This is a genomic window from Psychrobacillus sp. NPDC096426, assembly GCF_044762745.1.
GTDB lineage: Bacteria > Bacillota > Bacilli > Bacillales_A > Planococcaceae > Psychrobacillus.
The window spans coordinates 218,487-231,499 of sequence record NZ_JBIWEX010000001.1 but is presented as its reverse complement, the minus strand read 5'-3'; the positions used below and the strand labels follow the sequence as shown (position 1 = coordinate 231,499).

Here is a 13,013-nt window from a genome sequence, read left to right as displayed (position 1 = left end):
TATAAATTAATACGCTGGTCGTGTTTCTTGATTGGAACGTATTGTGTAAAAATTGAAACGGCAGTCTATTCAGTATAATGGGAGTACTATGGTTATAAAGAATAATCAACTAAAATAATTTATCTTCTGTTGGCTTTATAATGCAGTTTTATAGTAATCTTTTCTTTTTCGTTATACAAAATATTCAGATTATTTCTAATTTGGCACGCATATTGCAACGTAATATAAAAAATATTATAGAAATTAAGGAGGGGCAGCATGGCAGTACAGCATTAGTTGTTAACCGTCAATCTTAAAAAACTTTAAAGCAGGGGGAGAATGGATAGTGAAAGTATCTACTAAATGGATCAAAATGGGGATTTTATTGATGATAAGTACAATTCTTGTTATTACTGGTTGTTCGCCCCAGGAAGAAGTAGTTGATAAGAAGTCTAGTGAATCAACTGAGAGTGGTATTAAGAAAGAAAAGGTTTTAAAAATCGCCTTGGCTGCTGGTGCAACAAGATTGGATCCGCAATTCAATTCGGGTGCATCGGACCTTACAATTAGTCAACCGATTTTCAATGGATTAGTCCGATTTAAACCAGGATCAGTTTCTCAAGAGGAAATTGAAGGAGATTTAGCGGAATCATGGGAAAGTAATCCTGAAGGAACGGAATGGACTTTCCATCTTCGCAAAGGAGTACAGTGGCATCATGAATACGGTGAATTTACATCTGCAGATGTTAAGTGGAGCTTTGAAAGGTTATTGGATCCTGAAGTCGGTTCAAGATTCCAATCAGAATTGAACGTTATTGAAAGTATACAAGCACCAGATCCTTATACAGTTGTCATGCAATTAAAATATCCAGACTCCGCCTTTCTTTTAAGGATACTTAAAGACGGTTCTGCCGGAGCCATTGTTAAAAAAGAAGCAATTGAAGAATCAGGCAGTGACTCAATGATTAAGCCGATAGGAACAGGTCCTTTTATGCTAAAAGAATTCAAACAAGACGAGAAAGTTGTCCTAGAAAAAAATCCAGAATATTTCGAAGGAGAGCCTAAGCTGGACCGGATTGAATATTTAGTAATGGGGGATCGGAATGCTGTCGATGTAGCATTAAAAAAAGGAGAGCTTCATATGGCAGTTGGAGATGTTGACCAACTGTGGATACAAGGTATGATAAAAAATGCTGATTTTGATATAGATATGGTGGGTCAAAACGTGTACTGGGGACTTTTTCTTAATACAACTATGGAACCATTTGATAATATACTCGTAAGGCAAGCGATTGCTCACGCGATAGATATGAAGACTTATGTGGAAGAAGTTTTTGGAACCTATTCAACTGGTCAGTTAGCATCTGCACCGATAGGAAGTGAATTATTCGGATACTCGGATCGTGTAGCCTATAAGTATAATCCAGAGCTTTCCAAAGAACTATTGGCAAAAGCCGGATATCCTGATGGGTTGACTCTTCCGCCGCAATTTTTAAGTGCTCGACCGAACTATACACAAATGATGACATATATCCAGGAAGAACTTCGAAAAGTAGGTATAACCGTTGAACTACAAAAAGTTGACGTACCCACATATTTGGCTAATATCCGTGAGAATTTAAACGGACTTGTTCTTTATGGTAGAGCACCCAAACCACATGCAGCTTTTGCAATGGACGATTTTTACTATGGTCCATCAATAGTTGGTACATCAACAGCGAAACTTAATTTTTCGCATTACAATAAATCCGATGAATTAATCGAACAATCAAGCAAAGAAATGGATAATACAAAAGCGAAAGAAATGTACGAGCAAATTCAAAAAGAGATTATGGATGATTATGTAGTAGTTCCTTTAATCGAAACTAAAAATATACTAATTAGAAGAGCGAACGTTGAATTGGGATATGATTTTGAAGGAACATTGAATTATTTTTATACAATAAATGAGATGACAGATTTGAAAGAGTAACTTTGAAATTCAAAGAACTTAATGGTCAACAATTTGTCAGTACTCAATCATGAATAATTCCAAAAGTGGGGTGACTTATTTGTTTAAATATCTTATTCGAAGACTATTAGTTGCATTACCTACTATGTTTATAACTTTAAGTATAATATTTTTTACTCTCCGGGTTCTTCCCGGAGATCCTGCTTTGGCAATTTTAGGGGATAATGCTAGCGCAGAAGCTTTATATAATTTGCGGGAGCAAATGGGATTAAACGTACCGATATGGGAGCAATATCTAGTTTTTTTCGTAGACATTTTGCGTGGAAATTTTGGTTTATCAATAGCGTCGGGTACTCCGGTTCTTCAACTAATTGCGAATAATTTCGGTGCAACAATGTTCTTAACAGCAGCTAGTATCTTTATTGGTAGTTTAATTGGAATTCCCGCCGGAATTATATCTGCATTAAGGCCAAATTCATTCATAGATGTGGTAGTGAGAATGGTTTCATTTTTATGGGTATCAGTACCCGCATTTTTGTTAGGTATCGTTTTGATGCTTGTATTCTCACTTAAAGTAGATTGGTTTCCTTCAATGGGAGCGGGAGAAGGTTTTGGTGGGATGCTATACCACTTGATTTTACCTTCCCTCACTCTAGGACTTATTAATTCTGCCGTAATTATGAGAGTTGCCCGAGCTAGCCTGCTAGAAGAAGTAAATCAAGATTATATACGAACAGCAAAAGCTAAGGGAGTACCATCGGGGATAGTCATTTTTAAACATGCGTTAAGGAATAGTTTAATTCCTGTAATTACAGTAATTGGTTTAGATATTACGGCTTTGATAAGTGGTGCTGTTATTACAGAGACTATTTTTAGTCGCCCTGGTTTAGGAAGCCTGGCTGTTGGGGCAATTACTTCGAGGGATTTTCCAATTCTACAAGGATGTTTGGTATTATTTGCTATTCTAGTTATAATTGTTAATTTGGTTATTGATATAGCCTATTCAATAGTGAATCCTAAAATCAGACCAAGTTAACTAGTTGATTGAATAAAGTAGAAAGGTATAGAAGGGAGATACTCAATTGACCCATCCATTATCAGAAGATCCCAAATCATTTCAAAATTCATCCGGGGTAAAAAAAGCAGAATATAAGCGCCGAAAGTCAGCAGAATGGACGGTATTTAAGAAAAATAAATTAGGAATGATCAGTTTTTTTCTTTTGATCGCTATATTATTTTTGGCGATCTTAGCCCCATTAATTTTGCCGTATGATCCAATGGCCCAAGATGTGACTAGCCGTGCCCAAGGGATATCCATAGATCATTTACTTGGAACAGATCCCTTTGGAAGAGACATTCTTAGCAGGATAATATTGGGTTCCCAAACGACTTTATTTGTTGGATTTTTATCAGTATTACTTAGTGGTCTTGTTGGGGGGATTATCGGAATGATAGCTGCTTATAAAGGGGGATGGTTAGACGATATATTAATGCGTATTTTAGAATCTATTATGATGTTACCATTACTTTTATTTGGACTGATGGTACTCGTTGTTTTAGGACCTAGTATGACCACACTTATAGCGGTTATCGGGATTGGTTTAATACCCGGAGTTGCCAGAATGGCCAGGGGAGTTACACTGGAGATTAAGGAAAAAGAGTACATTAAAGCTGCTATCTCTATAGGGGGAAAAGATTTAAGAATTATTTTTCGTCATATATTACCAAATATTTTAGGTCCTATTTTGGTTATTGTTACCCTTAATATGTCAACTGCTATTCGAATCGAGGCAAGTTTAAGCTTTCTTGGTGTAGGTGTTCAACCTCCAACTCCTACTTGGGGAAATATGATTCAAGAAGGTTTCCAGTACATTACTTCAACTCCTGGACTGGTAATTTATCCGGGATTAGCCTTAGTTATTGTTTCTGTTGCATTTAATGTAGTAGGTGACGCAATTCGTGATGCCTTTGATCCGCATATCAAAAATCAGCGAAAATAAGGAGGGTGTAAAGATGACTGAAGTTTTAGAACTCCAAAATTTACGAATAGGAAGAAGTCTAGAGTATCAATCTGTAACTGTTTTGGAAGAAGTAGGGTTTTCGATCAAACAAGGTGAATTTGTTGCAATTGTGGGTGAAAGCGGTTGCGGAAAGAGTATGACTGCCTTATCGATTATGGGACTCCTACCTAAAGCGATAAAAGTGGAATCGGGTAGTATTTATTACAACGGAAAAGATCTTACTAAATTATCTACTAGAGAGATGAATCAAGTCAGAGGTAAAGAAATAGCAATGATCTTTCAAGAGCCAATGACATCCCTTAACCCTTCATTTACGATTGGGAATCAGATTTACGAAGTATTTAAATATCATACTAACTATAGTGCTAAAGAGATAAAAGAAAAGTCAATTGAAATTTTGGAACAGGTAAATATTCCTGATGCAAAAGAAAAGTTGAAAGTATACCCACATGAATTGTCCGGAGGAATGAGACAGCGCGTAATGATAGCAATGGCTCTCGCATGCAATCCGAAAGTTTTGATAGCGGACGAGCCTACTACAGCTTTAGATGTAACAATTCAAGCACAAATACTTAGTCTTTTGGTAGAACTTCAACAAAAGTTGAATATGACAGTCATCATGATTACACATGACTTGGGGGTTGTTGCGGAAACATGTCAGAAAGCGATTGTTATGTATGCAGGTCAAGTTATTGAGGAGGCAAAGGTAAAGGATTTATTTGAAAAACCAATTCATCCATATACAGAAGCTTTAATAAAATCAGTACCGAAACTAGGAAATCCGGGGCAAAAATTACATACTATTGAGGGTTCTGTTCCGGATCTTGAGAATATGCCAAAAGGTTGTCGATTTCATCTCCGTTGTGCCGAAGCTACAAGTATTTGCTTAGAAAAAGAACCTAACTTGGAAATAAGAGGAAACGAAAGGAGGGCTCGCTGTTGGAACAGAACTTGAAAAAAGAAGTGCTTCTTGATGTTCTAAATTTAAAAAAACATTACCCAATCAAAAAGCGATTATTCGGGAAATCTAAAGGTATATTAAAGGCAGTTGATGGCGTATCCTTCCAAGTCAAAAAGGGAGAAACGTTTGGTATCGTTGGTGAATCGGGATGTGGAAAAAGTACAACTGGTATGTGTTTACTTCGTTTAACTGATCCAACTTCGGGAGAAGTAACTTTTAATAATAAGGACGTTTTGGCGACCAAAAGTAATAAGGAAATGCAAGATTATCGACGTAACGTTCAAATTATTTTTCAAGACCCTTACAGCTCCTTAAATCCTAAACATACTATTAGGCAAATTATTAGTGAACCATTTATTATTAACCGGATCGTGAAAAAAAAGGAGATTGAAGAACGAGTTATTTCGTTACTAAGGCTTGTCGGTTTAGATGATTATCATATGGACAGATATCCTCATGAGTTTTCAGGAGGCCAGCGACAGCGAATTGGTATAGCAAGGGCATTGGCTTTAAATCCAGAATTGATTATATGCGATGAACCAGTTTCAGCTTTAGATGTTTCTATTCAATCCCAAATATTAAATTTACTTAAGTCATTACAAGAGCAATTTAACTTAACTTATATTTTTATCTCTCACGATCTTAGCGTTGTAGAGCATATTAGCGATCGAGTGGCCGTTATGTACTTGGGAAAAATTGTAGAAATGGGAACCCGTGAACAAATTTTCAACGAACCAAAACATCCATATACGAAAGCGTTATTATCATCAATCCCTGTTGCTGATCCTGGGGTTAAAAAAATGAAGGAAAGAATCGTCTTGGAAGGAGATTTACCTAGCCCTAGTGATTCACCAAGAGGATGTTATTTTTATTCAAGATGTCCAGTGAAAATGGAGAAATGTAAGGATATATATCCAACCCCTCAGCAGGTGACGCCTCAACATCAAGTATCATGTCATCTAATTTAGTATGTAATATGAACCAGTTACTATAAAGAATACGTTCACAATTTTTATGTTTTATCAAAACGTTAAGATTAATGATTAATCTTTTTAACGGTAGGTACGGGTTTTGTTCAAAAGAAAGGAATGACAATACTAATGGATCTGATAAATCGTTATGAGGAATCCCCATTTTGGGCTTTGATTGGGTTGAAAGTGGATTCTATAGAAGAAAATAGTGCCAAGATTAAGTTGAATATTACTCCGAATTTGTTAAACGGTAAGGGGATCCTACATGGCGGGGTTATTGCTACAATGCTAGATGCTGTTATGGGGATTAATATAAAATTGCGATCTAGTGAAATTCAATTGGCAACAATAAATTTAACTACTCAATATATAAAGCCTGTTAAATTAAACGAAGTAATATACGCTTCTGCAGAAATTATTCAATTTGGAAAAAATATTGTCTGTATAGAGGCTCGAATTACGAATGAAAATAATGACCACGTTAGTATTGGGATAGGAACATTTAAAGTTAATATAATTGAGCGCTAATTATTGTATTGGATCGTAGACTCTTCACGATATTATGGAGAATCCGATCAGAAAGCTGCATGAATAGCTTTCTGATCGGATTCTCTTTATTACTAAATAAACGGAAAAATCCATTTTTGAAATAGATGTTTCTTTAATGAAACGTTTATTGGAGGAATTTTGAATGAGAAAGGTCATAATATCTAGTGAAAAAATGCTTTATACCCAAATAGCATCGTAATTCCGTTCATCGACAACCATATTTTTGAGCCTTCTTTTAATAAGTCACTACTTGGTATCTTTCTTGCTTAAATAAAAGGATGAGATAAATTAATGGTGAAGTTACTCAACTAACTCTGAATTTGGTATAGATTCCGATGTAACTAAAATCGGTATGCCAATTACATAACAAACGTAAAACGGTCCGGTAAGTACTAACTTTATGTTGAAATATATTTTATCCGATATAAGAGAACAAGTTGCAGTAACGATCATAATGTATCTCAGTCGATTTCCGTTGCAAGCAACGACTCCCGGAAGTTTAGCGATTCACTTCTCTTTGGTATCCGTCTACTTTTAACTAAAATTTGAAAATAGAATAAAAGAAGGGGAATAGAGAGTATGTTACAAAATTTGAATTTCAATTCTTGTCTACCAGCAAATATTCGTTTCGGTCTTAACATCGTGAAAAACGAACTTCTTCAAGCAATTCAACAAGCAAATAAAAGCAAAGTATTTATTGCTACAGATGCTGGTTTAGTAAAAACAGGTTTAATAGATTCTATTACTACTCCTTTGATTGAGAATGGAATTGAAACAATCATTTTTTCAGATGTAGAGCCAAATCCAACGGCAGATACAGTTATGCGAGGTGCTGACCTATATAACGAGAATTCTTGCGATATGATTATAGCGATTGGTGGCGGAAGCTCGATGGATTTTTCCAAAGCGGTCGGAGTAGTAGTTACGCATTCGGGACACATCCTTGAATTCCGTAGAGAAGGCGGAAAAGTAATTACAAATCCCATTCCTTTGTTGTTTGCAATTCCAACAACGGTCGGAACAGGGTCCGAGGTAACAGCAGTTTCCATTGTAACGGATAAGTCGGCTGGTCGAAAATGTGCGATATCTTCTCCAAATCTCATTCCCAAAATTGCGTTTATTGATCCATTATTGACAATCACTTTACCAAGACATATTGTTGCTGCAACAGCCATTGATGCATTAGTTCATGCAATAGAGGCTTATACATCACTCCGTTCCAATCCGATATCGGATGGACTTGCATTACAAGCAATGCGAATGATTATAGAAAATCTTCCAGCTAGTTATGCGCAACCTGATAACATAGAGGCTCGGACTCAGATCCATTTGGCAAGTACAATTGCAGGAATGGCATTCACTTTGGGTGGTTTAGGTCTTGTGCATTATTGTTCCCATCCAATGTCGGCAGTTTACAATGTTCCACATGGAGTTGCAAATGCCATACTTTTACCACATGTCATTGAGTATAATTTAATTTCTAACCATAAAAAATTCGCAAACATCGCTAGAATATTCAACCTGAATTGATACTAAAAAATGATGAAACAGCTGCCAATATGCTACAAAACTTCTTACAATCACTTATCGCTACTGTAGAAATTCCAATAGACTTTAGTTTCTTAAGAATCGATGTTACAGATGAAGTGATTGATCGATTGGCGAATGATGCGATGGATGAACAAAGAATGATTTCGGCTAATCCCCGCAAAGTTTATAAAGAAGATGTTATAAAAATTTACAACGAAGTATTACCAAGATAAGGGAGGACTTTTATTTTGTATATTAATGGACAATGGTTGAAAACGAACAAGCAACTGGATATTATAAATCCTGCGACTGGTGAAGTTGTAGACCAGGTATACCTGGTGGGGAAAGAAGAGACAGAACAAGCAATCGCAGCGGCAGAAGATGCTTTTCCATTATGGTCTAATCTAACAGCTGAACAACGCTCGGGCTATCTTGAAAGTGTTGTAGTCAAACTAAAAGAAAAGAAAGAATATCTTGCCCAAATCATCACGAAGGAAATGGGGAAAACTATTCATAATGCCCGCAATGAAGTAAATAGCACAATTGCCTTTTTTAAGTGGTATGCAGAGGAAGCAAGAAGAGTGTATGGAAATACGCTTCCAGCTTCCGCAACCAACAAACGTATGTCGGTCATTCGGCAGCCTGTTGGGGTTGTTGCAGCCATCACTCCATGGAATTTCCCATTATCGATGTCAGCACGTAAACTTGGTCCTGCACTAGCTGTAGGCTGTACTGTCATTATCAAACCATCTTCAGAAGCCCCATTGTCGGCAGTGGAATTATTTAAGATATTTGATGAAGTTGGGCTACCGAAAGGTGTAGCTAATTTAGTGATTGGTAGTTCAGATGAAATTGCAGATCCAATTATGAAAAGCAAAGTTCCGTAAAATTACATTTACAGGATCTACAGAAGTTGGAAAAATTTTAATTCGCCAATCAGCAGACACAGTAAAGAAAGTTTCAATGGAGCTTGGTGGCCATGCCCCATTTATCGTCTTTGAGGACGCAGATATCGAATTGGCTGTAGATGGCGTCGTGAGTAGTAAATTTGCATCTACTGGTCAGCAATGTATTTGTGCAAATAGAATTTATGTACACGATACTATTTATGATGAATTTGCCAAACGTTTTCAAGAGAAAGTTGCTAAGCTAAAGGTTGGAAATGGACTAGACGAAACGAATCAAATCGGATCCATGGCAAACAAAAGTGGGATAGAGAAGGTAGAAGATCAGATTGCGGATGCTGTGGAAAAGGGTGCACAGATACTACATGGGGGGCACAGACTGACGGATGGTGCATTGGCAAATGGGCATTTTTATTCTCCTACATTATTAGTGAATGTACAAGATGATATGAAGATATGTTCTGAGGAAACATTTGGTCCAATTGCCCCTCTCATCCGTTTTAATTCGGAGGAAGAAGTTATTATAAAGGCAAACAATATTGAATACGGACTTGCATCTTATTTTTACACAAATGATGTATCCAGAATCTATCGAGTTTCGGAAAAATTGGAGTATGGAATGGTGGGAGCGAACGACCATAGTCCTTTTGCTGTACAAGCACCATTTGGAGGAGTGAAAGAAAGTGGCTTAGGCCGAGAAGGCGGTTTTTATGGTCTAGATGATTATTTGGAAACAAAATTAGTTTCTGTCGGCATTAAACTTTGATCGATTCCGAAAAACACACTAAGTCAATATAAAGGAGTTTTATGACAATGGGAAGACTAAATGGAAAAGTAGCAATTATTACCGGAGCTTCAAGAGGTTTAGGTGCATCGCACGTTAGGAAATTTGTTGCAGAAGGTGCTAAAGTCGTATTTACCGACATTCTAATTGAAGAAGGAGAACAGTTGGAGAGAGATCTTGGAGAAAATGTAAAATTTTTTAAGCATGATGTGGCAAAGCTTTCCGACTGGGAGGAAGTAGTAAAAGAGACGGAGAAACTCTTTGGTCCTGTTAATATTCTTGTCAATAATGCAGGTATGTCCATAAAGACTTCTATTGAAGAATTGTCTGAGGAAGAATATAAGAAAGTAATAGACGTAAATCAGGTGTCCATCTTTTTAGGTATGAAAACAGTTCTCCCTTCTCTAAGAAAGTCAAAAGGCGGCTCCATTGTTAATGTGTCTTCTATACTCGGTATAGCGGGCAGAGAAAAAAGTATAGCCTATGTTGCTTCAAAATTTGCTGTTAGAGGGATGACAAAGACAGCAGCCCTAGAATTCGCAAAATATAATATTCGTGTCAACTCTGTGCACCCTGGCAGTATTAAAACCGAATTAACTAATGTTGCATACAAAAATCAACAAGAAATTGAGGAACGAGCAAAGCAAATTCCGATACCACGATTTGGTCATACTGAAGAAGTATCAAATATGATCGTGTATCTTGCTTCAGATGAGTCAAGTTATTCTACGGGCTCCGAGTTTGTAGTAGATGGTGGGCTACTTGCTGAAATTTAGACTCAGGTACCAATCGAAGTAACTTCGTAAAAAGTCGAACACGACCGGATTATGATAATAAAGTGAAAACCCCTTTCGCTCTTTGTTTAATACATTGACGATAAGCGGGTTTTCACTTTTTTTTCTAAGATCTAGCAAGTTTTCGAGAGACACTTCAATCCAAGCTTATGCTTCATTCAAGTGTCAAGTGGTTCAGTGTTTTGTTTCAAAAGTGAAACGTAATAAAAAAATACTGGAAATATATAGACTAACTAATCCAATTTCCTATAACAAACTATGTAAATATCAGTTAGTTGTACTTTAAAAATACGAATTTAAAGATAAATTTGATTATTTAAATTCTTCCCTCTATATTCATAGAGTTTGGCATCTGTCTTGCTTCATAAAAAAGTGTAACAAACTTTTTATATTAAAAGAAAAATACAAGCTAGATCGTCAAACAATTTGGAAGGGGCAAAGTGATTTGAATAATTTAGAGGCGTTATTTAATCCGGATAGTGTAGCGATTATCGGTGCTTCGCCGGATGCCAAGAAGATTGGTGGGCGACCGTTAAGCTACCTGCAGCGCTATGGATTCGATGGAAAGATTTATCCGATTAATCCAAAGTACAAGGAGATTAATGGACTGACTTGCTATCCAGATATTTTACAAGTGCCGGCATCGGTTGATGTTGCAATTATTGCATTACCTAGTCAGGTAGTCATTGAAACTTTTCAAAAATGTGCTCAACACGGCGTAAAATCCGTTGTGATTTTTAGCGCAGGATTTGGGGAGATTGGGGAAAGCGGTAAACGCGAACAAGATGAAATTACCCGGATCGCCAAAGAATATAATGTTCGCGTTTTGGGGCCAAACTGTCTCGGCCTGTTTAATGTCGAAAAGGGTTTCTATGGCACATTTTCCACCATTATCGAAGATGAAAAGCCGTTAAAAAGCTCGATTGGATTTGTCAGTCAAAGCGGGGCGTTTGGCTCTCATGTATTCACTTTGGCAAGACAACAAAACATTGGATTTAGCCACTTCATCGCTACCGGGAATGAAGCAGATATTGATGTAGCTGACTGTATCGAATTTTTAGCAAAAGATCCAAATACCAATGTAATTGCTTGCTATATCGAAGGAGTACAAGATGGAGAAAAATTAGCAAATGCATTTCAATTAGCCCGCAATCATCAAAAACCTGTCATCGCCTTGAAAGTTGGGCGGACTGAAGTAGGAATGAAGGCCGCTATGTCTCATACAGGCTCTATTGTTGGCTCAGATAAAGTATTTGATACCATTTTTAAACAAAATGGCGTTTTCCGTGCCAATACCATTGATGAGTTTTTAGATGTGACGTATGCCGCTTCCCAATTGCCTGCGATGCAAGGAAATCGGGTTGCCGTATTTACCATTTCAGGCGGCGTGGGAATTTTGCTAGCAGATCAGCTCGCAGGGCAACAGTTTAAACTGCCTGAAACGCCACCGGTCGTAAAAGAACGATTGAAAGCAATTTTACCAATTGCCGGAACGCAGAATCCGATCGATATGACCGCTCAAATATCCTACCTTCCCACTTTGTTAGAAGACTTTATGGAAGCGGTTTTATCAAGTGGAGAATATGATGCATCCATCATCTTTTTAGGATTTGGTGGGCTCAAGCATGATTCGATCAAAGACCGCATTGCTACATTGCAAAAAATGCGCGATCGCTATCCGCATATCCCACAGGTTGCCGTGACCATAAATAGTCCGCAATCTAGCCAGGCATTCAGCGAAGCCGGTGTAGTCGTATTGCAAGATCCAACTCGGGCAGTGACAGCATTAAAGGCTATGAAGCAATTTGAAGTATTTAAGAAAGCTCCTGCTACTCAGGCTTTCCAAAAACAATATCTTGATACAACGAATATGGATACTGTATTAACCGAGTATGGCACGAAAAAGTTTTTGCAACAATTTGATTTGCCAATTACGAATGAGCGATTGGCCAAGACTGAACAGGAAGCGATCCAGTATGCAACAGAAATTGGCTATCCGCTTGTTTTAAAGGGTATGTCACCTCAGATCCTACATAAAACGGATGAAGGCCTTGTTAGCTTGAATATTCAATCGGAAGAACAAGTCATTGCGGAGTTCACAAGACTAAAAAAAGTAATTGATGAGACTGCTGAAGCTGTCTTTGAAGGAGTTCTTATCCAAGAAATGCTCAAAGGCGAATATGCGGAGCTATTCGTCGGTGCAACGAAGGATCCAATCTTTGGCCAGATGGTCATTGTCGGCATGGGTGGTATTTATATAGAAGTGCTACAAGATATTTCGATGAGGAAAGCCCCTGTTTCACCCACTGAAGCAAAAGAGATGGTGTTAGAGTTGAAGGCGAGTAAAATTTTGCAAGCCTACCGTGGAATGCCAGCTAAGGACATTGAAGAACTGAGCCAAGTCATTGCAAAATTTAGCGAACTAATTTTTAACTTGGAAGACGATCTTCTCGAATCTGATTTAAATCCGATCATGGTATTCGGCGAAGGGCAAGGCGTCAAAATTGTAGATGGCTTAATGACATTTAAAAAACAAAATGAATTGATAACTAATTAACCAAAAGGAGA

Annotated in this window: 12 protein-coding genes; all 12 read left to right on the top strand. The window is 37.4% G+C overall.

The genetic code is table 11. The annotated features are described in order from the left end of the window. Window positions 1–325: 325 nt before the first annotated feature. Window positions 326–1,951 carry an ABC transporter substrate-binding protein gene (locus ACIQYS_RS01140; protein ID WP_402973592.1) on the top strand — a complete coding sequence of 542 codons (1,626 nt, stop codon included), beginning with the start codon at window positions 326–328 and terminating at the stop codon, window positions 1,949–1,951. Window positions 1,952–2,000: 49 nt separating this feature from the next. Beyond that, window positions 2,001–2,966: an ABC transporter permease gene (locus ACIQYS_RS01135; protein WP_402973589.1), complete on the top strand. Its 966-nt coding sequence runs from the start codon at window positions 2,001–2,003 to the stop codon at window positions 2,964–2,966. Between the two features lie 46 nt (window positions 2,967–3,012). Then, window positions 3,013–3,930 carry an ABC transporter permease gene (locus ACIQYS_RS01130; RefSeq protein ID WP_402973586.1) on the top strand — a complete coding sequence of 306 codons (918 nt, stop codon included), beginning with the start codon at window positions 3,013–3,015 and terminating at the stop codon, window positions 3,928–3,930. A gap of 13 nt (window positions 3,931–3,943) precedes the next feature. Continuing rightward, window positions 3,944–4,906: an ABC transporter ATP-binding protein gene (locus ACIQYS_RS01125; RefSeq protein WP_402973583.1), complete on the top strand. Its 963-nt coding sequence runs from the start codon at window positions 3,944–3,946 to the stop codon at window positions 4,904–4,906. Continuing rightward, window positions 4,888–5,880, top strand: a complete 993-nt coding sequence (locus tag ACIQYS_RS01120; protein ID WP_402974070.1) for an ABC transporter ATP-binding protein — start codon at window positions 4,888–4,890, stop codon at window positions 5,878–5,880. Before ACIQYS_RS01125 ends, ACIQYS_RS01120 begins: the two co-directional genes overlap by 19 nt. A 132-nt stretch (window positions 5,881–6,012) precedes the next feature. Continuing rightward, window positions 6,013–6,411, top strand: a complete 399-nt coding sequence (locus tag ACIQYS_RS01115; RefSeq protein WP_402973580.1) for a PaaI family thioesterase — start codon at window positions 6,013–6,015, stop codon at window positions 6,409–6,411. Window positions 6,412–7,011: 600 nt separating this feature from the next. After that, a complete protein-coding gene (locus ACIQYS_RS01110) occupies window positions 7,012–7,962 on the top strand; it encodes an iron-containing alcohol dehydrogenase (protein ID WP_402973577.1) in 951 nt (316 codons plus the stop codon). Next, window positions 7,959–8,195: a hypothetical protein gene (locus ACIQYS_RS01105; protein WP_402973574.1), complete on the top strand. Its 237-nt coding sequence runs from the start codon at window positions 7,959–7,961 to the stop codon at window positions 8,193–8,195. Before ACIQYS_RS01110 ends, ACIQYS_RS01105 begins: the two co-directional genes overlap by 4 nt. Window positions 8,196–8,210: 15 nt before the next feature. Beyond that, window positions 8,211–8,849, top strand: a complete 639-nt coding sequence (locus ACIQYS_RS01100) for an aldehyde dehydrogenase family protein (RefSeq protein WP_402973571.1) — start codon at window positions 8,211–8,213, stop codon at window positions 8,847–8,849. Window position 8,850: 1 nt separating this feature from the next. After that, the gene (locus tag ACIQYS_RS01095; protein WP_402974067.1) at window positions 8,851–9,633 is read left to right on the top strand and encodes an aldehyde dehydrogenase family protein; all 783 of its coding nucleotides are present in this window, start codon (window positions 8,851–8,853) and stop codon (window positions 9,631–9,633) included. A 47-nt stretch (window positions 9,634–9,680) separates the two neighbouring features. After that, entirely contained in the window at window positions 9,681–10,427 is a 747-nt protein-coding gene (locus ACIQYS_RS01090) for an SDR family NAD(P)-dependent oxidoreductase (protein WP_402973568.1), read from the top strand. A gap of 463 nt (window positions 10,428–10,890) precedes the next feature. Further along, complete coding sequence (locus ACIQYS_RS01085; RefSeq protein ID WP_402973565.1) at window positions 10,891–13,002, top strand: acetate--CoA ligase family protein; 2,112 nt, start codon at window positions 10,891–10,893, stop codon at window positions 13,000–13,002. Window positions 13,003–13,013: the final 11 nt, after the last annotated feature.